The sequence below is a fragment of the Stutzerimonas stutzeri KOS6 genome (genome assembly GCF_000307775.2).
Lineage (GTDB): Bacteria > Pseudomonadota > Gammaproteobacteria > Pseudomonadales > Pseudomonadaceae > Stutzerimonas > Stutzerimonas stutzeri_B.
In genome coordinates, this window is sequence record NZ_KK020676.1 from 1709728 (window position 1) to 1732921 (window position 23194).

Genomic DNA, 23194 nt, shown 5'->3' on the forward strand with positions numbered 1-23194 from the left:
CTGCAAGCCGCACGACGCGGTCGCCCGAGCTTGCATCACCCTAGCGCTCTGGTATCATTCGCGCCCTACTTCGTGCGGTACTCGACATAGGGTCGGGTGGCGGCACGCAATCCTAGAGGATTCATCATGAAAGCCGATATCCATCCCAACTACGTCGAAATCGAAGCCACCTGCAGCTGCGGCAACGTCATCAAGACCCGCTCCACGCTGGCCAAGAACCTGAGCCTCGACGTGTGCTCCGAGTGCCACCCGTTCTACACCGGCAAGCAGAAGGTACTGGATACCGGCGGCCGTATCGACCGCTTCAAGCAGCGTTTCGGTGTGTTCGGCGCCAAGTAAGCTGGCGTTGCGGGAATCCCATGAGGTTTTCCGGGTACATGAAAAAGGCGTCCCTTGTGGGCGCCTTTTTCGTTTCAGCCTTATGCAGTCTCCAGGCGCTCGCCTTTTGCCCTGCACCTGGGCAGTTGCCGATGCTGGATGTGGCGCATGTGGTCGATGGCGACACCCTGCGGCTGGCTGACGGGCGCAGTGTTCGCCTGATTGGCATCAATGCGCCGGAGCTCGGGCGCAAAGGCCGCAGGTCCGAAGCGTTCGCCGAAGCAGCGCACCGGCGCCTGCAGGCGCTGCTGAGGGCTGCCGGCGGCCGGGTCGGGCTGGTCGCCGGGCGCGAGGCGCAGGATCGCTATGGTCGCACCCTGGCCCATGCCTACGATGAGCAGGGTCGAAATTTCGAGGCCATGCTGCTCGCCGAAGGTCTTGGCTTCATGGTCGCTGTGGCGCCGAACACCGCCCTGGTCGCCTGTCACCAGCGGGCCGAGCAGGATGCCCGGCAGCGTGGCCTGGGTGTCTGGCGCAAGCCTGGGGTGCGGGCTGCGCAGGCGCTGACACAGGGCGGTTTCGCAATCATCGAGGGCAGGGTCGAGCGGGTCGAGCGCAATCGCGGGGGCTACTGGCTGGAGCTTGAGGGTCCGCTGGTGGCGCGTATTCCGCCGCAGGCATTGGATGCGTTCGATCTGCAGGCGTTGCCAGCGCTGGTCGGGCAGAAGATCGAGCTCCGGGGCTGGGTTCTCGATCGGCGTAGTCGCTCCACATCGCGGGCGCAAGCACGCTGGATGCTGCAGGTTACGCACCCGGCGATGCTCACCGTGACGCCCTGAACCGGCGCTGGTGCCGGACTCTTGGGCGCCGGGCGCGCGGTCTACCCGAAAAGTCGTATCGGCCCAGGCTTGACAGTCCGCTTGCCGACTGGCTTGTGAGTGCGCGCATTCTTGGCGTATGCTCGGCCGTCTGTCTGTCCCAGTAAAATAAGCGGAAATGCCACATGACTGACCTGAAAACTGCCGCTCTCGAATACCATGCCCAGCCCCGCCCGGGGAAGTTGAGCGTAGAGCTCACCAAGCCAACCGCTACTGCTCGTGATCTGTCCCTGGCCTACAGCCCGGGCGTAGCCGAGCCGGTTCGCGAGATCGCTCGCGATGCGGAGCTGGCTTACCGCTACACCGGCAAGGGCAACCTGGTGGCGGTGATCTCCGATGGCACCGCTATTCTCGGCCTGGGTAACCTCGGCCCTCTGGCATCCAAGCCAGTGATGGAAGGCAAGGGCGTGCTGTTCAAGCGCTTCGCCGGCGTCGACGTATTCGACATCGAAGTCGATGCCGAAAGCCCGCAGGCCTTCATCGATACCGTCAAGCGCATCTCGATCACCTTCGGCGGTATCAACCTCGAAGATATCAAGGCGCCGGAATGCTTCGAAATCGAGCGCGCGCTGATCGAACAGTGCGACATCCCGGTTTTCCATGACGATCAGCATGGTACTGCGATCGTTACCGCAGCAGGCATGCTCAATGCGCTCGAAATTGCCGGCAAGACCCTCGAGCAGGCCAAGATCGTCTGCCTCGGTGCGGGCGCTGCAGCGACTTCGTGCATGAAGCTGCTGGTCAGCATGGGTGCGAAGATCGAAAACATCTTCATGATCGATCGCAAGGGCGTGATCCATGCCGGTCGCGATGATCTGAACCAGTACAAGGCCGTGTTCGCTCACGAGACCGACAAGCGCACCCTGGATGATGCCCTGGACGGCGCCGACGTCTTCGTCGGTCTTTCCGGCGCCAATCTGCTGAGCCCGGAAGGCCTCAAGCGCATGGCGGCAAACCCGGTGGTCTTCGCCTGCTCCAACCCCGATCCAGAGATCAGCCCGGAGCTTGCGCAGTCGACCCGTTCGGACGTCATCATGGCCACCGGTCGTTCCGACTACCCGAACCAGGTCAACAACGTGCTCGGCTTCCCGTTCATCTTCCGCGGCGCGCTGGATGTTCGTGCCAAGCGCATCAACGAAGAGATGAAGATTGCCGCCGCGCTGGCCCTGCGGGACCTCGCCAAGCTGCCGGTGCCGGCCGAAGTGGCTGCCGCATACGGGGTGGACAGCCTGGAGTTCGGTCGTGAGTACATCATTCCGAAGCCAATGGACCCGCGCCTGATCACCCTGGTGTCGGATGCGGTGGCCAAGGCAGCGATCGAAAGCGGTGTAGCTACGCTGCCCTACCCGTCGCACTACCCGTTGCAGTCGGTGAACGACGTCTTCAGCGGCTGATCCGCCTGAAAACAAAAAACCCCGCCAAGGCGGGGTTTTTTGTTGCCGGAAGGCAAGTCTGCCGTGATCAGAACAGGTCCAGCGGTGCCGCCTCGTCGGCCGGCAAGGGGCTGCCGGGCGCTTGGTAGCCCGGATCGAATTCACCCATCGGTGGTGGCGAATCCTCGCTCTTGAATACTTCGAAGTAGGCGTCAGGTGTTCCCGGTGTCGCGGCCCGTCCGCTGACAGGGTCGACGAGTAGCTTGAGCAAGCCATCCGGCTCTGCCGGCGGATGCTCCGGCATATCCTTGAGTACCGCGCCCATGTAGCTCATCCAGATCGGCAGGGCGACCGTGCCGCCGTATTCGTTGCGTCCCAGGCTCTGCGGCTGGTCGAAGCCGGCCCAAACGGTCGTCACGATATCGGCGTTATAGCCGGAAAACCAGCTGTCGATGGAGTCGTTGGTGGTCCCGGTCTTGCCTGCTATGTCGTCACGGCCCATGGCCAGTGCACGGCGTCCCGTCCCGCGCTTGATGACGTCTTGCAGCATGCTGGTCATTATGTAGGCCGTGCGTTCGTCGAGTACCCGCTCGGCAATGCGCGGCTGGGCGTCCACCTCTTCGTCCAGGCGGCCATGGTGTTCCGGTGCGGCGCTGATCTGGACTTCGGAATCCTGCGCCTGGTGTGGCGGCGGCACCCGCGCCGGGTTGGCCTCGAAAAGCAGTTCGCCCTCCCGGTCTTCTATTCGCTGGATCAGGTACGGTTCGATCTTGTAGCCGCCATTGGCGAAGGTGGTCCAGCCGGTGGCTATCTCCATCGGAGTCAATGTCGCGGTGCCCAGGGCGAGCGACAGGTTGCGCGGCAGGTCCTGCGGGTTGAAGCCGAAGCGGCTGATGTAGTCGATGGTAGGGTCGATGCCCATCGTTTGCAGCAGGCGAATCGAAACCAGGTTTCTGGATTTGTATAGCGCTTCGCGCATGCGGATCGGGCCGAGGAACGTATTGTTGTCGTTCTTGGGGCGCCAGATGCGGTCCATGCCTTCTTCGACAAAGACGATAGGGGAGTCATTGACGAGGCTGGCCGCGGTATAGCCTGAGTCCAGTGCGGCACTGTAGATGAAGGGTTTGAAGCTGGAGCCGGGTTGGCGCTTGGCTTGAATGGCCCGGTTGTAATTGCTCTGCCCGAAGGAGAAGCCTCCCGCCAGTGCTTCGATCGAGCCATCCAGGGGGTCGAGTGAAACGAGGGCTGCCTGGGCCTGCGGCACCTGGCTGAACAATACCGTGTCGTCCTGCCAGCGAATGCGGACAAGGTCGCCGACTTTCGCTACGTCGGCCGGACGCTGCGGCCTCGGGCCCATGCTGTTTGTGCCAAGGAAGGGGCGGGCCCACTTCATGCTGTCCCAGGCAACCGGGTGCTCCTTGCCGTCACGGGTGAGCACCAGAATGCCGCTGTTCTCCACTCGCGTCACCACGGCTGGATGCAGCCCCGAAAGCGTCCTGCGCTTGTTCAGTTCCTGAGTCCAGCTCTCGCGTGGCTGGCCGGCCAGGCGCGCTTCTGGTCCGCGATAGCCGTGACGCTGGTCGTATTCGATAAGGCCGCTGTCGAGTGCGGCATTGGCAGCGACCTGCCGCTCGCTTGAGACCGTGGTGTGTACCCGGAAGCCATCGGTATATGCTGCGCTGCCGTAGCGACCGACCATTTCGGCTCGAGCCATCTCGGCAATATAGGAAGCGTCCAGCTCCGGGGCTGCGCCGTGGTAGCGGGCGTTCTCGGGCTCAGCCAGCGCCTGCTGATACCCGGCTTCATCCAGCGAGCCAAGCTTGTACATGCGCCCAAGTATCCAGTCGCGCCGCTCCTTGCTGCGGGCAGGATTGACCAGTGGGTTGAAAGCGGACGGTGCCTTGGGCAGCCCGGCGATCATCGCGAGTTGAGCGATGTTCAACTCCGAGATGGGCTTGCCATAGTAGACCTGCGCGGCGGCTTCGATGCCGTAGGCGCGATTGCCCAGATAAATCTTGTTGACGTAAAGCTCGAGGATCTCGTTCTTGCTGAGTTCGCGTTCGATCTGCAGGGCCAGAAGTATCTCGTTGATCTTGCGTGAAAAACTCCGCTCGCTGGTGAGGAAGTAGTTCTTGGCCACCTGCATGGTGATGGTGCTGCCGCCGGTCTGAATCTGACCGCTTTTCAATAATTGCGTGGCAGCGCGCATCAGGCCTGTTATGTCGACGCCATAATGATTGGCGAAATTATCGTCCTCGGCAGCCAACAGGGCGTGGATGAACTCCTTGGGAATGTCATCGAAGCGGATTGGTGAGCGGCGCATTTCGCCGAATTCGGCGATCAGCTTTTCGTCAGCGCTATAGACGCGCAGCGGAATCTGTAGCTGTATGCTGCGCAGGGAGTCGACCGAGGGAAGGTTGGGGCTGAGATAGAGAAACGCGCCGCTGATGCTGAGCAACAGCGCGCAAAAGACTGCGAAGCACGACCAGAGAAGAAATTTCAGAAAACGCATCGGGGGTCTTGGAGTCCGGAATTTTAGGAGGGGGAGAGGCGGCGATGCTGAAAGGGAAAACCGTTCACATTATATGCGCTTTTTTTGCCGGGTAGCCATTTGCGCTTCTGTCAAGGCTGTTATCTAATGTGGATAAACATAATTAATCCGTAAGTTGCGGATAAAGATAGGAAATCGGTCGTGCTAGGGCTCTTCACTAAGAAAGCGAACACGCTGCTTGGGATCGATATCAGTTCGACCTCGGTCAAGCTCCTCGAATTAAGTCGATCGGGTAGCCGGTACCGGGTCGAGGCCTATGCCGTTGAGCCGCTTCCGCCGAATGCTGTTGTCGAAAAGAACATCGCTGAACTGGAAGGTGTCGGCCAGGCGTTGCAGCGTGTGATCGCCAAGGCCAAGACCGGGTGCAAATCCGCTGTAGTGGCCGTCTCGGGCTCGGCCGTCATCACCAAGACGATCGAGATGGATGCCGGGTTGTCCGACGACGAGCTCGAAAACCAGCTGAAGATCGAGGCCGACCAGTACATTCCCTATCCGCTGGAAGAGGTGGCGATCGATTTCGAAGTCCAGGGGCCGGCACCGCGCGCGCCGGGTAAAGTCGAGGTTCTGCTCGCGGCTTGCCGAAAGGAGAACGTCGAGGTCCGCGAAGCCGCTTTGGCGCTGGCCGGCCTGACCGCAAAGGTAGTCGATGTCGAGGCCTATGCACTTGAACGTTCCTATGGGCTCCTGGCACCGCAGTTGAATGGTGGTCACAGCGAGCTGACGGTCGCGATTGTGGACATCGGTGCGACGATGACCACGCTTAGCGTCTTGCATAACGGCCGTACCATCTACAGTCGCGAGCAACTGTTCGGCGGGCGCCAACTGACCGAGGAAATCCAGCGCCGCTACGGCCTGTCCCAGGAGGAGGCCGGTCTGGCGAAGAAACAGGGCGGGCTCCCGGACGACTACGACAACGAGGTTCTGCTTCCATTTAAGGAGGCGGTCGTTCAGCAGGTTTCACGCTCGTTGCAGTTCTTTTTCGCTGCAGGGCAGTTCCACGACGTCGATTGCATTCTGCTCGCGGGTGGAACGGCGTCCCTCCCCGGGCTGGACCATCTGATACAGCAGAAGATCGGCACCCAAACGCACGTTGCAAATCCGTTCGCCGACATGGCCTTGAGCAGCAAGGTCAATGCCGGAGCGCTGGCCAGTGATGCGCCCTCGCTGATGATTGCCTGTGGACTGGCGCTGAGGAGTTTCGACTGATGGCGCAGATCAATCTTCTTCCATGGCGCGAGCAACTGCGTGAAGAGCGCAAGCAGCGCTTCCTGGCATCCCTTGTCGGTGTGCTTGTTGTCGCTGCGGGTCTGTTATTTCTCGGTGATCGATATTTGCAGGGTGCGATAGAGCAGCAGGCTGCACGAAACGAATTCATCAAGAAGGAAATCGCGGTACTTGATGCACGCATCAAGGAAATCAAGGAGCTGAAGGAGCGCAGGCAGCAATTGCTGGAGCGTATGAAGATCATTCAGGACCTCCAGGGCAACCGGCCGATTATCGGTCGAGTGTTTGACCAACTGGTGAGGACGCTACCGGACGGTGTGTATTTCACCGCACTTACAATGATTGGCAAGAATATCGCTATCGTCGGCGCGGCCGAATCGAACAACCGCGTTTCCAATCTCATGCGCAATCTGGATGGGTCGGAGTGGCTCGAAGCCCCCAATCTGAATGAGGTCAAGGCCGTAACTGCGGGTGCGGTCGATCAGGAGAACATCTTCCAACTGACGGTCCAGCAGACCCAGCCGGGTGTCTCTACGGAAGGAGCGAAGCCATGAGCCTGGCCGAGTCGTTGGAAAGTCTTCGCAAGATCGATGTTGCCGATCTGGATCTGAACAATCTCGGGTCGTGGCCGGCGCCCATCAAGGTCATAACCGGTTTCATTCTGCTCGCAGTGGTGCTTGCCCTCGGGTATTACTTCCATTTGCAGGACATGCAGACGCAGTTGGAGCAGCAGCAGGCCCAGGAAGCAACGCTGAAGCAGCAGTTTTCGACCAAGGCGTTCCAGGCTGCCAACTTGGACGCCTACAAGAAACAAATGGCCGAAATGGAAACCTCTTTCGGTGCTTTGCTTCGGCAACTGCCGAGTGATACCGAAGTGCCTGGGCTTCTGGAAGATATCACCCGAACAGGACTGGGTAGCGGATTGGAATTCGAGGAAATAAAACTGCAGCCGGAAGTAGCGCAGCAGTTCTATATCGAATTGCCGATAACTATCAAGGTCGTCGGTGGATACCATGATCTGGCCACGTTCGTCAGCGGAGTTGCCAGCCTTCCCCGCATCGTTACGCTGCATGATTTCGAGATTAAGCCAGAGAGTAATGAAACGACATCCAAGTTGCGGATGAGCATTGTCGCCAAGACGTATCGCTACAACGACAAGGGGCTGCAGAAATGAGGAGGAGACGACTCACTGCGCTGGGCTTGAGCCTGGCAGCGCTTGCGGGCTGTGGTGGCGGTTCGGACTTCGGTGACCTGCAGCAATTCATGGACGAGGTAAGGGCAAAGCCGAAGGGAACGATCGAGCCGCTGCCGGCATTCATCCCCTATGAGGCTTTTACATATAGTGCGGCGGCCTTGCGCCATCCGTTTCAGCCCCCCGTGAAACTTGAGTTGGCGCAGCGGCAGAAAGGCTCGAAAGATATCCAACCAGACGAGTCGCGCGTCAAGCAGTTCCTTGAAGGCTTCAATATCGAGAATTTCACCATGGTGGGCACGCTGGGCAATGCTGGCGGGCGGTACGCTCTGATCAAGGGTGGCGACGGAGTCCATAGGGTCAAGGTCGGTGACTATCTGGGGCGTAACCATGGGCGCATCGTGGAGATCAGCGAGGCTGGGGTGGACGTAGTGGAGATCGTTCCAGATGGAGAGGGTGGGTGGCTAGAGCGCCCGCGCAGTCTGACCTTGAAAGAGCGCACCTAGGGCGGGGCAATAGCATGGAAAACCTTTACCGGTCTGCACAACGGAAGCAATTTATGAACAGTATCCTCTCTCGCGTTGGCATGTCTTTGCTGGTGGTTTTGGTATCGCCGACTCTGCTGGCTGCCAGCCTCAATGCTCTGGATGTTGCGACACTGCCAGGTGATCGAGTCGAGTTGAAGCTGGCCTTCGATGAACCTGTTGCATCGCCGCGTGGTTATACGCTTGACCAGCCCGCCCGGATCGCGCTCGATTTGCCCGGTGTATCGAATAATCTGGGTGCGAAGAACCGGGAGTTGGGTGTCGGTAATGCGCGTAGCGTCACCGTCGTCGAGGCGCAAGGACGTACCCGGCTCATCTTTAATCTCTCTTCGCTTGTGCCTTATACCACTCGAGTAGAGGGCAACAACCTGTTCATCGTGCTGGGTGAAAGCGCTGGTGCTGGCAGCCCTGCAGTCGTTTCGGCCACGCCAGTCGCTGCGCCTGCGCCCGCTCCTGTGAAATCGGTTGTGGCTGGCAAGGCGATCGACAATATCGATTTCCGCCGAGGTGATGAGGGCGCGGGGAATGTTGTCATCACCCTGTCCGATCCGTCGGTGAGTGCGACCATCGAGGAGCAGAACGGGAAAATCCGCGTCAATTTCGACAAGACTCAACTGCCAGAATCTCTGCGCGTTCGCCTGGATGTCCAGGACTTCGCCACGCCGGTCAGGTTTGTCGATGCCACTGCCCAATCGGGTGGCGCGAGCATCGCCATCGAGCCGACAGGTCGGTACGACTATCTGGCTTACCAGACCGATAACAAGCTGACCATCAGCGTCAAGCCTCTGACCGTTGATGAAGCCGAGAAGCGCAAGGCTGACCGGTTTGCGTATTCGGGCGAGAAGCTCTCGTTGAACTTTCAGGACATCGATGTTCGCTCGGTGTTGCAGCTGATCGCCGATTTCACCGACCTGAATCTGGTGGCAAGTGACACTGTGAGCGGCAATATCACCCTGCGCCTGCAGAACGTGCCTTGGGACCAGGCGCTGGATCTGGTGCTCAAGACCAAAGGCCTGGATAAGCGTCAGGTTGGCAATGTGCTGCTGGTTGCGCCTGCCGACGAGATTGCGGCCCGTGAACGGCAGGAGCTCGAGTCGCAGCGGCAGATCGCTGAGCTTGCTCCGCTGCGTCGTGAGGTCGTTCAGGTCAATTACGCCAAGGCAGCCGATATTGCGAGGCTGTTCCAGTCGGTGACTAACACTCAGGGTGAAGCGGACGAGCGTGGCTCGATAGCGGTCGACGACCGGACCAACAATATCATCGCCTACCAGACCCAGGAGCGCCTGGACGAGTTGCGGCGCATCGTCGCCCAGCTCGATATTCCGGTTCGCCAGGTCATGATCGAGGCGCGGATCGTCGAGGCGAACGTCGACTATGACAAGGCGCTGGGGGTGCGTTGGGGTGGAACGCAGCTCTTTGCCAATGGGCGGGGCGCCGTATATGGCAATGACGATCTTGGTGACGAAGGCGGGGATTCCGGCGAAGACAGTGGCGGCAATTACCCATTCGTTGATCTGGGCGTGACCAACCGCACTGCGGGCATCGGGATTGGTTATATCACCGACAATCTCATTCTGGATCTCGAGCTTTCCGCGATGGAAAAGTCCGGCAATGGAGAGGTCGTCTCTCAGCCTAAAGTCATGACCGCTGACAAGGAGACCGCGAAGATTCTCAAAGGCTCCGAGATTCCTTACCAGGAAGCCAGCTCAAGCGGGGCTACGTCGACTACTTTTGTCGAGGCGGCGCTTTCGCTGGAGGTTACGCCTCAAATTACACCAGACAATCGCATCATCATGGAAGTGAAAGTGACCAAGGATGAGCCTGATTTCGCCAATGACGTCAATGGGACTCCAACCATTCGCAAGAACGAGGTCAACGCCAAGATTCTGGTCAATGATGGAGAAACGGTCGTGATTGGCGGCGTGTTCTCCAATACTCAAAGCAAGTCGGTGGATAAAGTTCCTTTCCTGGGCGATCTACCTTATCTTGGCCGCATGTTCCGCAGGGATGTCGTGGCTGACTCGAAATCCGAGTTGCTGATCTTCCTGACGCCCAAGATCCTCAACCACCAGGCAGTTGCCGTAAGTCGCTGACATTCGTTGAAGAACATTATCCTCGTAGGCCCGATGGGCGCTGGAAAAAGCACCATCGGGCGTTTGCTTGCCAAAGAGCTGCGCCTGCCATTCAAGGACTCCGACAAGGAGATCGAGCAGCGGACCGGCGCCAGTATTCCTCTTATATTCGACGTCGAAGGTGAGGACGGCTTCCGCGAGCGCGAGCGTGCGGCGATCGCTGATCTCTGTCGGCTCGATGGCGTGGTGCTCGCTACTGGCGGTGGGGCGGTATTGCGTGAAGACAATCGCAATGCGCTGCGCGCCGGTGGTCGAATCGTCTATCTCTGTACATCCGTCGATCAGCAGCTCGAGCGCACAGCCCGAGACCGCAATCGACCGTTGTTGCAGGCGCCCGATCCGCGAAGCGTCCTTGCCGGGCTGATGGCCATCCGCGATCCGCTGTACCGATCGATTGCAGACATCATCATCGAAACGGATGAGCGACCGCCGCGGCTGGTGGTCTTGGAGATTCTGGATCGCCTTGCGGCATTGTCGCCCCGTGAAAGCCGCGATCAATCTGCGCTATCCTAATCCCCTTTATTTTCGGGGGCCTCATGCAGACTCTTCAGGTCGATCTCGGCGAGCGTAGCTATCCCATTCATATCGGCGAGCGGTTGATCGACCGCGGCGAGCTGTTCAGCAGCAAGATCCGCGGCCGGAAGGTTGCCATTGTCACCAATGAAACCGTTGCGCCGCTGTATCTCGATCGCTTGATCCAGACGCTTTCCGACTACGCCGTCACTCCGGTGATTCTTCCCGATGGGGAGGAATACAAGAACTGGCAGACACTGCAGCTCATCTTCGATGGCCTGCTCAATGCCCGGCACGACCGCAACACCACGGTCATCGCGCTGGGTGGTGGCGTCATTGGTGACATGGCGGGCTATGCTGCCGCCAGCTATCAGCGTGGTGTCGACTTCATCCAGGTGCCGACGACCTTGTTGTCTCAGGTGGACTCTTCGGTCGGGGGCAAGACCGGCATCAATCATCCGCTGGGCAAGAACATGATCGGTGCGTTCTACCAGCCTCGTGCGGTCGTGATCGATACCACCACGCTGGCCACTCTGCCGCCTCGCGAGTTGTCGGCGGGTCTGGCCGAGGTCATCAAGTACGGGCTGATCTGCGATGAAGCGTTTCTTGGCTGGCTCGAAGAGAATGTCGATCGGCTGCGCGCACTCGATTCGGTGGCGCTGAGCGAGGCGATCCATCGCTCCTGTGCCGCCAAGGCGCGGGTGGTCAATGCCGATGAGCGAGAGTCTGGTATGCGAGCCATTCTCAATCTGGGTCATACCTTCGGGCATGCCATAGAAACCCATATGGGCTATGGCGTCTGGCTGCATGGCGAGGCGGTAGCGGCGGGAACCGTAATGGCGCTCGAGATGTCATGTCGACTTGGCTGGATTCAGCAGGCAGAACGCGATCGAGCGGTACGGTTGCTGCAGCGGGCGGCGCTTCCGGTGGTTCCGCCGGCCGAAATGCAGCCAGAGGATTTCCTGGAGCATATGGCAGTCGATAAGAAGGCCCTGAACGGGCAGTTGCGTCTGGTCCTTCTCCGCCAGATGGGCGAAGCCGTGGTGACCGGCGATTTTCCTCGTGATGTGCTGGAGGCCACCTTGAGCGCCAATTACGGCGCAATGTCGGAACAGACGGGAGCGTAAGAAAATTTCCATGACCAGTTTGTCTGCGGACGATGCTTTCCTGAACCACTATGGCTTCAGCCATGACCCTTTCGCTGCTCGTGTTCCGGGGTTCAAGTTTTTTCCGGCGCAGCGCAAGCCGGTGCTTGGGCAGTTGCATCATCTGGCGCGCTACAGCCAACTGCTGCTGCTGGTGGCGGGGCCGGAAGGAAGTGGCAAGACACTGCTTCGACAGGCGCTGGTGGCCAGCAGCAACAAACAGTCCGTGCAGAGCATTGTCATTGCCCCTCAGGATACCTTGGACGCCAGCGCGTTGATCGCGCAGATCGCTCAGGCATTGAGTAGCCATCAGGCCGACTTCGAAGGCGTGATGGCGCAGATCATTCAGTTGGCATTGACCGGGCAGGAAGTCTACTTGTTGGTGGATGACGCCGAGCGTTTGACCGGCGCTGCAATTGAAACCCTGTTGCGCCTTGCCGCAGGTACTCCTGAGGCCCGCCCGCACGTGTTCCTGTTCGGCGAAACCGCGCTTGCTGCGCGGCTCGAGGCGCTGAGTGAAGGGGACGAGCGCTACCACGCCATCGAGCTGCAGCCATACGAGGAAGACGAGACTCGTGAATACCTGGCGCTGCGGCTTGAGGGAGCAGGCAGTGGTATCGAGTGCCTCAATGAAGAGCAGATAGCACGTATTCACGAGGAGTCGGGTGGTTGGCCGGGGGCTATCAACGAGATCGCTCGCGATGAGCTCCTTGCTGCGATGCAGAGCAGCAAGGGGCGGCGCAAGGCGAGCGGCATTTCCTTGGTCTTGCCGAGGAAGCACCTGCTGGCTGCTCTGGCAGTCATTGCGGTGGTCGTGGTTGGGTTCCTGACGTTGCAAGGCGAGGATGCACAGCGACAGGCTGCGCCGGAAGTGACGCAGCTTTCGCTTGATCGCTCGGCTGGTGATGATGCTGTTGGCGAGTCGGCTGAGCAAGATGGACAGGCCGCAATTGAGTTCAATGGTGCCGAACGGCCGTTGTCCTTGCCGTTGGGGGGCGATGCGCAGCCTGTCATTCGTGAGCCATTGGCTGCTGCCGCAGGCGGCGAAGATGACGGCGATGCGGTTGCTCCGCCGGATACAGGGGCGCCGGGGATATCCGAGCCTTCGCCGGCTCCCGCTCCCGCTCCTGCCGCGCCGGCAGCGCCCACTCCGGCAGCGCCGGTTGCTAATGTGCCGGCGCCGGTAGTTGCACCACCGGCGCCGCCTGCAGTGCGGCAGAGTGTCGCAGGGTCTGCGTCTGCTCCCGCAGCGAAATCGCCTGCGTCGGGCCAGGGCGCTTGGTATGCAAGTCAGCCGGGCGGCAACCATCTGCTACAGATTCTTGGTACTCGTGCCGAGAAGAACGCTCAGTCATTCGTCCGGCAGCACGGCGGCAACTACCGCTATTTCGTCAAGCAGCACGAGGGCAAGCCGCTCTACGTCGTTACATACGGCAACTTTGCCAGCCGTGCCGCTGCTGTCGCGGCGATCAAAACCCTGCCGGCTTCGCTGCAGTCCGGCAAACCATGGGTGCGCTCGTTTTCGAGCGTGCAAAAGGAGATCGCGCAGTCTCGATGAGAAAATGCGCCATGGAAGTGCGTAGTGCATTTCCGTGGCGCTTGCAAAAATAAATTGTGCCGCTCTAGCTGGCTTTGTAAACTGCTCCCCCTTTTGCCCACGTGAATGACGGGTGATTTGCTGCACCGTCAATAAGGGGTTGATTTACAACGCATTTAGCTGGTGGAGTGCCTATGAGAGCAGGTCTTTTTCGTCCTGAAGAGTTCAAGGATAACTGCGGCTTCGGTCTGATCGCCCACATGCAGGGCGAGGCAAGCCATCACCTGCTAAAGACTGCCATTCAGTCCCTGACCTGCATGACTCACCGTGGTGGCATCAATGCCGACGGCAAAACCGGCGACGGTTGCGGTCTGCTGATGCAGAAGCCAGACGCCTTTCTGCGTGCCAAGGCGCTGGAGCATTTCAATGTCGAGCTGCCGGCGCAATATGCCGTCGGCATGATCTTCCTCGATCAGGATGCCGACAAGGCCGAACGCGCACGGGCTCGCCTGAGCGAAGAAATCCTCGCTCAAGGGCTGACGCTGGTCGGCTGGCGTGAAGTGCCGGTTGACACAGGTGTTCTCGGTCAGCTCGCCCTCGAGCGTCTGCCACGAATCGAACAGGTGTTCGTTGCTGGGGAAGGGCTCGAGGAGCGCGAATTCGGCATCAAGTTGTTCTTCGCTCGGCGCCGGGCGGAAGTCGCTCTGGCTGACGACAGCGCTTTCTACGTCTGCAGCCTGTCGGACAAGGACATCATCTACAAAGGCCTGATGATGCCCGCCGATCTGGCGCAGTTCTACCCCGATCTGGGCGATGAACGTCTCGCCACAGCCATCTGCGTGTTCCACCAGCGCTTTTCCACCAATACCATGCCGCAGTGGCGGCTGGCTCAGCCGTTCCGCTTTCTTGCCCACAATGGCGAGATCAACACCATCACCGGCAACCGCAACTGGGCTCAGGCGCGTCGCCTGAAGTTCGCCAACGAGCTGCTGCCCGATCTCGAGAGCCTGTCGCCGCTGATCAATCGCACCGGCTCGGACTCCTCCAGCATGGACAATATGCTGGAGCTTCTGGTCACCGGCGGAATGGATCTGTTCCGCGGGCTGCGCATGATCATTCCGCCGGCCTGGCAGAATGTCGAGACCATGGACCCCGATCTGCGGGCGTTCTACGAATTCAACTCCATGCACATGGAGCCCTGGGATGGCCCGGCCGGCGTGGTCTTGACCGACGGTCGCCATGCGGTCTGCCTGCTCGATCGCAACGGCCTGCGCCCGGCTCGCTGGGTGACCACCAAGAACGGCTACATCACGCTCGCCTCCGAAGTCGGCGTGTGGGACTACAAGCCTGAGGATGTCTTGGCCAAGGGCCGTGTCGGCCCCGGGCAGATCCTTGCCGTCGATACGCACACCGGCAAGGTGCTGCACACCGACGACATCGATAACCGCCTGAAGGCACAGCAGCCCTACAAGAAGTGGCTGCGCCAGAATGCCCTGCGCATCCAGTCGACCCTGGACGACAATGATCATGGCTCGGCCTTCTACGATGCCGACCAGCTCAAGCAGTACATGAAGATGTACCAGGTCACCTTCGAGGAGCGTGACCAGGTACTGCGCCCATTGGCCGAGCAAGGCCAGGAAGCGGTCGGATCGATGGGTGACGATACGCCCATGGCTGTCCTGTCGCGTCGCGTGCGCTCGCCCTACGATTATTTCCGCCAGCAGTTCGCGCAGGTCACCAACCCGCCGATCGATCCGCTGCGCGAAGCCATCGTCATGTCGCTGGAAACCTGCCTGGGTGCCGAGCGCAATGTCTTCGAGGAAACACCCGAGCACGCCAATCGCGCGATCCTGACCACCCCGGTCATCTCGCCGGCGAAGTGGCGCACGATCATGAACCTGGAGCGCCCGGGTTTCGAGCGCCTGGTCATCGATCTGAACTATGACGAAGCCATGGGCCTCGAGGCGGCGATCCGCAATATCGCCGATCAGGCCGAAGAAGCCGTACGTGGCGGCAAGGTCCTGCTGGTACTGAGCGACCGTCATATTGCGCCAGGCAAGCTGCCGGTGCATGCGTCCCTGGCCGTGGGTGCGGTCCATCACCGCCTGGTGGAAACCGGCCTGCGTTGCAGCTGCAACATCCTGGTGGAAACCGCCACCGCCCGTGATCCGCACCACTTCGCGGTGCTGATCGGCTTCGGTGCGACTGCGGTCTACCCGTTCCTTGCCTTCGAGGTGCTGGGCGACCTGATCCGTACTGGCGAGGTCCTGGGCGATCTCTACGAGGTGTTCAAGCACTATCGCAAGGGTATCTCCAAGGGGCTGATGAAGATCATCTCCAAGATGGGTATCTCCACCATCGCTTCCTATCGTGGCGCGCAGCTGTTCGAGGCGGTGGGCCTGTCCGACGACATCGTGGAGCTCAGCTTCCGTGGCGTGGCCAGCCGTATCAAGGGCGCGCGCTTCGAGGACCTCGAGGCCGAGCAGAAGGCTCTTGCCGCCGAAGCCTGGAGCAGCCGCAAGCCGATCCAGCAGGGCGGCCTGCTGAAGTTCGTCTACGGTGGCGAGTACCATGCATACAACCCTGACGTGGTGAGCGCGCTGCAGGTGGCTGTGCAGAGCGGCGACTACAGCCGCTTCAAGGAATACACCGCGCTGGTCGACCAGCGCCCGGTAGCGATGCTGCGCGATCTGCTCAAGGTCAAGGTGGCCGAGCAGCCGCTGGCGCTGGAAGAGGTCGAGCCGCTGGAAGCGATCCTCAAGCGTTTCGACTCTGCCGGCATCTCGCTGGGCGCACTGTCGCCCGAAGCTCACGAAGCCATCGCCGCGGCGATGAATCGCATCGGCGCGCGTTCGAACTCCGGTGAGGGCGGTGAAGACCCGGCCCGCTATGGCACCGAGCGCAGCTCGAAGATCAAGCAGGTCGCGACCGGCCGCTTCGGTGTCACGCCGGAATACCTGGTCAACGCCGAAGTGCTGCAGATCAAGGTCGCCCAGGGCGCCAAGCCCGGCGAAGGTGGCCAGTTGCCAGGCGGCAAGGTCAACGGCCTGATCGCTCGACTGCGCTATGCGGTACCGGGCGTCACGCTGATCTCGCCGCCGCCGCACCACGATATCTACTCGATCGAGGATCTGGCTCAGCTGATCTTCGACCTCAAGCAGGTCAACCCGCAGGCGCTGGTGTCGGTCAAGCTGGTGGCCGAGCCGGGCGTCGGCACCATCGCCGCCGGTGTGGCCAAGGCCTATGCCGACCTGATCACCATCTCCGGCTACGACGGCGGCACCGGCGCTTCGCCACTGACGTCCATTCGCTATGCCGGCTCGCCGTGGGAACTGGGCCTTGCCGAAACCCACCAGACGCTGCGCGGCAACGACCTGCGCGGCAAGGTCCGGGTGCAGACCGATGGCGGCCTGAAGACCGGCCTGGATGTGATCAAGGCCGCGATCCTCGGTGCCGAGAGCTTCGGCTTCGGTACCGCGCCGATGATCGCGCTGGGCTGCAAATACCTGCGTATCTGCCACCTGAACAACTGCGCCACCGGCGTGGCGACCCAGAACGAACAGCTGCGCAAGGATCACTTCATCGGCACCGTCGACATGGTGGTCAACTTCTTCCAGTTCGTCGCCGAGGAAACCCGCGAGTGGCTGGCCAGACTGGGCGTGCGCAGCCTGGGCGAGCTGATCGGTCGCACCGACCTGCTCGAAGTGTTGCCGGGCGAAACGCTCAAGCAGAACAACCTGGACCTGACGCCGCTGCTTGGCAGCAGCAACATTCCAGCCGACAAGCCGCAGTTCTGCGAGGTCGAGAAGAACCCGCCGTTCGACCAGGGCCTGCTGGCCGAAGAAATGGTCAAGCTGGCCAAAGGCGCCATCGATGCCAAGAGCGGCGGCGAGTTCGAACTGGAAATCTGCAACTGCGACCGCTCCATCGGCGCCCGCGTTTCCGGCGAGATCGCTCGCCTGCACGGCAACCAGGGCATGGCTGGCGCGCCGATCACCTTCCGCTTCAAGGGGACGGCCGGTCAGAGCTTCGGGGTGTGGAACGCCGGTGGCCTCAATCTGTACCTGGAAGGCGATGCCAACGACTACGTCGGCAAGGGCATGACCGGCGGCAAGCTGGTGGTCACCCAGCCTCGCGGCGCCAGCTATCGCTCGCAGGACTCGGCGATCATCGGCAACACCTGCCTGTACGGTGCCACCGGCGGCAAGCTGTTCGCTGCCGGTACCGCGGGCGAGCGTTTCGCCGTGCGCAACTCGGGCGCTCATGCGGTCGTCGAGGGCACCGGCGATCATTGCTGCGAGTACATGACCGGCGGTTTCGTCTGTGTACTGGGCAAGACCGGGCACAACTTCGGCTCCGGCATGACCGGTGGCTTCGCCTATGTGCTGGACATGGACAACAGCTTCGTCGACCGGGTGAACAACGAACTGGTGAACCTGCAGCGCATCACCGGCGAGGCGATGGAAGCCCATCGCAGCCATCTGCAGGACGTGCTGCGCGAGTACGTCGCGGAAACATCCAGCGAGTGGGGTACCGAGTTGCTGGATAACCTCGACGACTACCTGCGTCGTTTCTGGCTGGTGAAGCCCAAGGCGGCCAACCTGGCCTCGCTGCTGTCGAGCACCCGGGCCAACCCGCAATAACAAGAAGCCGCTTCAGCAGCGGCCCCACCATGGGCGGGGTCGCTGCTTACCCTGATTGTCTTGCGGCCGGATGTACTGTCTTCGGCTGCTGTTGAGAGGTTTTGAAATGACTGAACGTCTGAATAACGACTTCCAGTTCATCGAGGTCGGGCGCAAGGATCCGAAGAAGAAACTGCTGCGCCAGCGCAAGAAGGAATTCGTCGAGATCTACGAACCCTTCAAGCCGCAGCAGGCTTGCGAGCAGGCCCACCGCTGCCTGGGTTGCGGCAACCCTTATTGCGAGTGGAAGTGTCCGGTCCACAACTACATTCCCAACTGGCTCAAGCTGGTCTCCGAGGGCAACATCCTCGCCGCTGCCGAGCTGGCGCACCAGACCAACACTCTGCCGGAAGTCTGCGGCCGTGTCTGCCCGCAGGATCGCCTCTGCGAAGGCGCCTGTACGCTGAACGATGGCTTCGGCGCCGTGACCATCGGCTCGGTGGAGAAGTACATCGCCGACACCGCCTTCGCCATGGGCTGGCGCCCGGACATGTCCAAGGTCAAGCCGACCGGCAAGAAGGTCGCGATCATCGGTGCCGGCCCGGCGGGCCTGGGTTGTGCCGATATCCTCGTGCGCAACGGCGTGACCCCGGTGGTGTTCGACAAGAATCCCGAGATCGGTGGTCTGCTGACCTTCGGTATTCCCGAATTCAAGCTGGAAAAGACCGTACTCAGCCGCCGCCGCGAAATCTTCGGCGGCATGGGCATCGAGTTCCGTCTCAACACCGAGGTGGGCAAGGACATCACCATCGACCAGTTGCTGGCCGAGTACGACGCGGTGTTCATGGGCATGGGCACCTACACCTACATGAAGGGTGGCTTCCCGGGTGAGGACCTGCCGGGCGTGTACGACGCATTGGATTTCCTCATCGCCAACGTCAACCGCAACCTCGGCTTCGAGAAGTCTGCCGAAGACTTCATCGACATGAAGGGCAAGAGAGTCGTGGTGCTCGGCGGCGGTGATACCGCGATGGACTGCAACCGCACCTCCATCCGCCAGGGTGCCAAGAGCGTGACCTGCGCCTACCGCCGCGATGCGGCGAACATGCCGGGCTCGCGTCGCGAAGTGAAGAATGCCAAGGAAGAGGGCGTGAAGTTCCTCTTCAACCGCCAGCCCATCGCCATCGTTGGCGAAGGCAAGGTCGAGGGCGTCAAGGTGGTCGAGACGCGTCTCGGCGCGCCGGATGCACGCGGTCGCCGCAGCCCCGAGCCGATTCCGGGTTCCGAGCAGGTGCTGCCGGCCGATGCCGTGGTAATCGCCTTCGGCTTCCGGCCGAGCCCGGCGCCATGGTTCGAGGCCCAGGGCATTCAGGTCGACAACCAGGGCCGCGTGGTGGCACCTGAGGTCGGCCAGTTCAAGCACCAGACCAGCAACCCGAAGATCTTCGCCGGCGGCGATATGGTGCGCGGTTCCGATCTGGTGGTGACGGCGATCTTCGAAGGTCGTCAGGCCGCCGAAGGCATCATGGATTACCTCGGCGTCTGATCGGGCGTCGCCGGGCGTCGAAGGCGCCCGCAGTGGCCTGATTTGAATCAAGCCCATAGCTAAATGGCACGGCGCTCGCCGTGCCTTTTTTTTTGCTGCTTTGCGACAATGCACGGCACTTTTTCGCTGGAAACCTGCCATGACCGCCTTGAAGAACGACCGCTTCCTTCGTGCCCTGCTCAAGCAGCCCGTCGACGTCACCCCGGTGTGGATGATGCGCCAGGCCGGCCGCTATCTGCCCGAGTACCGGGCCAGCCGCGCCAAGGCCGGCGACTTCATGAGCCTGTGCATGAATCCCGAGCTGGCCTGCGAGGTGACCCTGCAGCCGCTGGAACGCTATCCGCTGGATGCGGCGATCCTGTTCTCCGATATCCTCACCGTGCCGGACGCCATGGGCCTGGGCCTGTACTTCGAGACCGGAGAAGGTCCGCGCTTCAAGAAGGTCGTCAGCAGCGCCGCTGACATCGAGGCGCTGCCGATTCCCGATCCGGAAAAGGATCTGGGCTACGTGATGGACGCCGTGCGCACCATTCGCCGCGAGCTGAATGGCCGCGTGCCGCTGATCGGCTTTTCCGGCAGTCCCTGGACCCTGGCGACCTACATGGTCGAGGGCGGTTCTTCCAAGGACTTCCGCAAGTCCAAGGCGATGCTGTACGAGAACCCGCAGGCCATGCACGCGCTGCTGGACAAGCTGGCGCAGTCGGTCACCAGCTACCTCAACGGCCAGATCCTGGCTGGAGCCCAGGCGGTGCAAATCTTCGATTCCTGGGGTGGCAGCCTGTCGGCGGCGGCCTATCAGGAGTTCTCCCTGGCCTACATGCGCAAGATCGTCGATGGCCTGATTCGCGAACATGACGGCCGCCGTGTGGCCGTCATCATGTTCACCAAGGGGGGCGGGCTGTGGCTCGAATCCATGGCTGATGTCGGCGCCGAAGCGCTGGGTCTGGACTGGACCTGCGACATCGGCGAGGCGCGCCGCCGCGTCGGTGACAAGGTGGCACTGCAGGGAAACATGGACCCGAGCGTGCTTTACGCCAAGCCTGATGCCATCCGTGCCGAGGTGGCGCGCATCCTGGCCAGCTTCGGCCATGGCAATGGCCATGTATTCAACCTGGGCCATGGCATCACGCCGGAAGTCGATCCGGCGCATGCCGGCGCGTTCATCGAGTCGGTGCACGAGCTGTCCGCGCAGTACCACGCCTGACTTTTCGCTGGCTCGAAACAGAACGCCCCGCATTTGTGGGGCGTTTTGCATTGCGGGCTCAGTGCGCCGCCTGCGGCTCCGGCAGCGGACGCAGGCGCGCCAGGTGCAGCGCCACGGCGAAGGCGATCAGCAGCAGCGAGGCGATGAACAGGCCCACGCCATCCCAGCCTGCGGCATGCCAGAACACGCCGCCCAGCGTTCCGGCGATGCTGGAGCCCAGGTAGTAGCTGAACAGATAGAGCGAAGACGCCTGTCCCCGTGCCTGCCTGGCGCGGCGGCCGATCCAGCTGCTGGCGACCGAATGGGCGCCGAAGAAGCCGAAGGTGAACAGCAGCATGCCCAGCAACACCATGGGCAATCGGTCGAACAGCGTCAGGCTCAGTCCGGCAAGCATCAGCGCAATCACCATCCAGAGCACCCGGCGGCGGCCGAAGCGGTCGGCCAGCGCGCCCACCTGCGCCGAGCTGTAGATGCCCGACAGATAGAGCACTGCCAGCAGGCCGATCAGGGTCTGGCTGAGATGAAACGGCTCGGCGATCAGGCGATAGCCAATGTAGTTGTACAGGGTGACGAAACTGCCCATCAGCAGGAAGCCCTGCAGAAACAGCCAGGGCAGGCCGGCGTCGCGGAAATGCATGCCGTACCCCTGCAGCAGACCCCGCGCACGCAAGGGGCGCGGGCAAAAATGCTGCGACTGCGGAAGGAATCGCCAGAGCAGCAGCGCCGCCAGCAAGGCCAGGCCGCCCATCACGCCGAGCACGCTGTGCCAGGACAGGTAGTCGACCAGGACACCGCTCAGCAATCTCCCGCTCATGCCGCCAATGGCATTGCCGCTGATGTACAGCCCCATTGCCAGGCCCAGATGCTGAGGATGGATTTCCTCGCTGAGGTAGGTCATCGCCACCGCGGCCAGTCCGCTCAGCGCCAGGCCCACCAGCGCGCGCATCAGCAGCACGCCATGCCAGCTGGGTGCGAGCGCGCTGCCGAAGGTGAACACGGCAGCGGCGAGCAATGACGCGACCATGACCGGCTTGCGCCCGACCGCATCGGAAATCGGTCCGGTTATCAGCAGACCGATGGCCAGGGTGATGGTCGAGAGCGAGAGGATCAGGCTGCTTTGCGTGGCATTGATGCCGAACGTCCGGGACAGCATGGGCATCATCGGCTGGACGCAGTAGAGCAGGGCGAAGGTGGCGAAGCCGCCGGCGAACAGGGCCAGCGCCGTGCGCGCGAAGCGCGGTGTGCCTCTCTCGGTATGGCTGATCGGCATGCAAGTTTCGCCGGCTTCTGCCAGCGCCCCTGTGGCGCACTGCGTGCTGTTCAAGATTTCGCTCTCTGAGGGATTCGCTTTTTCCAGGTCAGACCTGCCTGTAGCACCGGTGGTCGCGGGCGCACATGCTTCGGCTGGGTTCGTAAGGAAAAATGATAGGGAGCTTTATTTGAGCTATCCAATATATTATTCGACCAAATCGATATGTTTTGCGAATCGTAAGGAGGGCTCTTGGAGCTGCGACATCTGCGTTATTTCGTGGCGGTGGCCGAGGAGTTGCATTTCGGACGCGCGGCCGAGCGGCTACGCATCTCGCAGCCACCCTTGAGTCAGCAGATCCAGGCGCTGGAGCAGGAACTGGGCGTGCTGTTGTTCGATCGCAGCAACCGGCGGGTTTCGCTGACCGATGCAGGGCGGCTCTTTCTCGACGAGACACGACGTACGCTGGCCCAGGTGGACAAGTCCGTCGATGTGGTGCGGCGTGCCGAGCAGGGCGAGATTGGCGAGTTACAGGTCGGCTTCACCTCGTCGGCACCTTTTACCTCGATCCTGCCGCGGGCGATCCTGGCCTTCCGCCAGGCCTTTCCAGCCGTCCATCTCGCCCTGCAGGAAATGACCAGCAAGGAAGTGGTCGACGCCGTGCAGGACGAGACGCTGCAGGTGGGCATGATCCGCCCCTTCGCCTTGCCGCCGGGACTGCAGACGGTGGAGCTGCTGAGCGAGCCGCTGGTAGCGCTGATGCACGCCGATCATCCATTGGCGCAGGCGGCCGAGGAGGGGCTGGCACTGGCCGAGCTGGCCGATGAGGCCTTCGTATTCTTTCCGCGCAGTTACGGTACCGGACTCTACGATCAGCTACTGAACCTGGCACGGCAGGCGGGATTCAGCCCGCGCATCGCCCAGGAAGCGAACGAGGCGCTCACCATCATCGGGCTGGTCGCTGCGGGGCTGGGGGTTTCGGTATTGCCGGCTTCGTTCCAGCGTATCCGCGTCGACGGCGTACGCTATCGCACCCTGCTGGATAAGGATGCGACGACTGCCGTCTGGCTGGTCAAGCGCCGCCAGGAACAGTCGCCGCTGGCCCAGGCGTTCATGGAACTGGTTACGCGAGAGGCGCTGGGCCGGCGCTGAAGTGCTCGGGCGC

The 23194-nt window shown here is 61.5% G+C and carries 17 protein-coding genes; 15 read left to right on the forward strand and 2 right to left on the reverse strand.

From position 1 onward, the window contains the following. Positions 1 to 126 precede the first annotated feature (126 nt). The 3 genes from rpmE to B597_RS35980 all read left to right on the forward strand — a co-directional run bounded on the left by rpmE (position 127) and on the right by B597_RS35980 (position 2590). Positions 127 to 339: a 50S ribosomal protein L31 gene (rpmE, locus tag B597_RS35970; RefSeq protein WP_003295571.1), complete on the forward strand. Its 213-nt coding sequence runs from the start codon at positions 127 to 129 to the stop codon at positions 337 to 339. A gap of 20 nt (positions 340 to 359) precedes the next feature. Further along, complete coding sequence (locus tag B597_RS35975; RefSeq protein ID WP_024162089.1) at positions 360 to 1157, forward strand: thermonuclease family protein; 798 nt, start codon at positions 360 to 362, stop codon at positions 1155 to 1157. Positions 1158 to 1321: 164 nt separating this feature from the next. Beyond that, positions 1322 to 2590, forward strand: a complete 1269-nt coding sequence (locus tag B597_RS35980; RefSeq protein WP_003295574.1) for a malic enzyme-like NAD(P)-binding protein — start codon at positions 1322 to 1324, stop codon at positions 2588 to 2590. Between the two features lie 67 nt (positions 2591 to 2657). On the opposite strand, the gene B597_RS35985 is transcribed toward B597_RS35980, so the two are convergent. Further along, on the reverse strand, positions 2658 to 5081 hold the full coding sequence (locus tag B597_RS35985) for a penicillin-binding protein 1A (protein ID WP_003295575.1): 2424 nt from the start codon (positions 5079 to 5081) through the stop codon (positions 2658 to 2660). A 180-nt stretch (positions 5082 to 5261) separates the two neighbouring features. Between B597_RS35985 and B597_RS35990 the strand changes: the two genes are divergently transcribed. The 11 genes from B597_RS35990 (at position 5262) to hemE (ending at position 20780) form a co-directional block, all read left to right on the forward strand. Further along, positions 5262 to 6326 (forward strand): pilus assembly protein PilM, encoded by a 1065-nt coding sequence (locus tag B597_RS35990; protein WP_003295577.1) that lies wholly within the window; start codon positions 5262 to 5264, stop codon positions 6324 to 6326. Further along, positions 6326 to 6898 (forward strand): PilN domain-containing protein, encoded by a 573-nt coding sequence (locus tag B597_RS35995; RefSeq protein ID WP_003295578.1) that lies wholly within the window; start codon positions 6326 to 6328, stop codon positions 6896 to 6898. The genes B597_RS35990 and B597_RS35995 overlap by 1 nt, the downstream gene beginning before the upstream one ends. Further along, positions 6895 to 7518 (forward strand): type 4a pilus biogenesis protein PilO, encoded by a 624-nt coding sequence (gene pilO, locus B597_RS36000; protein ID WP_003295579.1) that lies wholly within the window; start codon positions 6895 to 6897, stop codon positions 7516 to 7518. Before B597_RS35995 ends, pilO begins: the two co-directional genes overlap by 4 nt. After that, on the forward strand, positions 7515 to 8042 hold the full coding sequence (pilP, locus tag B597_RS36005) for a type 4a pilus biogenesis lipoprotein PilP (RefSeq protein ID WP_003295580.1): 528 nt from the start codon (positions 7515 to 7517) through the stop codon (positions 8040 to 8042). The genes pilO and pilP overlap by 4 nt, the downstream gene beginning before the upstream one ends. A 53-nt stretch (positions 8043 to 8095) precedes the next feature. Further along, the gene (gene pilQ / locus B597_RS36010) at positions 8096 to 10174 is read left to right on the forward strand and encodes a type IV pilus secretin PilQ (protein WP_003295582.1); all 2079 of its coding nucleotides are present in this window, start codon (positions 8096 to 8098) and stop codon (positions 10172 to 10174) included. Positions 10175 to 10180: 6 nt separating this feature from the next. After that, complete coding sequence (gene aroK / locus B597_RS36015; protein WP_024162090.1) at positions 10181 to 10726, forward strand: shikimate kinase AroK; 546 nt, start codon at positions 10181 to 10183, stop codon at positions 10724 to 10726. A gap of 23 nt (positions 10727 to 10749) precedes the next feature. Further along, a complete protein-coding gene (gene aroB / locus B597_RS36020; protein ID WP_003295584.1) occupies positions 10750 to 11853 on the forward strand; it encodes a 3-dehydroquinate synthase in 1104 nt (367 codons plus the stop codon). A gap of 10 nt (positions 11854 to 11863) precedes the next feature. Continuing rightward, on the forward strand, positions 11864 to 13429 hold the full coding sequence (locus B597_RS36025; protein WP_024162091.1) for an AAA family ATPase: 1566 nt from the start codon (positions 11864 to 11866) through the stop codon (positions 13427 to 13429). A 173-nt stretch (positions 13430 to 13602) separates the two neighbouring features. Further along, positions 13603 to 18051, forward strand: coding sequence for a glutamate synthase large subunit (gene gltB / locus B597_RS36030; protein WP_003295586.1), 4449 nt, complete (start codon positions 13603 to 13605; stop codon positions 18049 to 18051). A 106-nt stretch (positions 18052 to 18157) separates the two neighbouring features. Next, the gene (locus tag B597_RS36035; RefSeq protein WP_003295587.1) at positions 18158 to 19576 is read left to right on the forward strand and encodes an FAD-dependent oxidoreductase; all 1419 of its coding nucleotides are present in this window, start codon (positions 18158 to 18160) and stop codon (positions 19574 to 19576) included. Between the two features lie 139 nt (positions 19577 to 19715). Then, complete coding sequence (gene hemE / locus B597_RS36040) at positions 19716 to 20780, forward strand: uroporphyrinogen decarboxylase (RefSeq protein WP_024162092.1); 1065 nt, start codon at positions 19716 to 19718, stop codon at positions 20778 to 20780. Positions 20781 to 20838: 58 nt separating this feature from the next. Here the strand turns inward: hemE and B597_RS36045 are convergent, their stop codons facing one another. Then, positions 20839 to 22104 carry an MFS transporter gene (locus B597_RS36045; protein WP_024162093.1) on the reverse strand — a complete coding sequence of 422 codons (1266 nt, stop codon included), beginning with the start codon at positions 22102 to 22104 and terminating at the stop codon, positions 20839 to 20841. A gap of 177 nt (positions 22105 to 22281) precedes the next feature. Between B597_RS36045 and B597_RS36050 the strand changes: the two genes are divergently transcribed. Next, positions 22282 to 23181: a LysR family transcriptional regulator gene (locus B597_RS36050; RefSeq protein WP_003295591.1), complete on the forward strand. Its 900-nt coding sequence runs from the start codon at positions 22282 to 22284 to the stop codon at positions 23179 to 23181. The last annotated feature ends 13 nt before the right edge of the window (positions 23182 to 23194 follow it).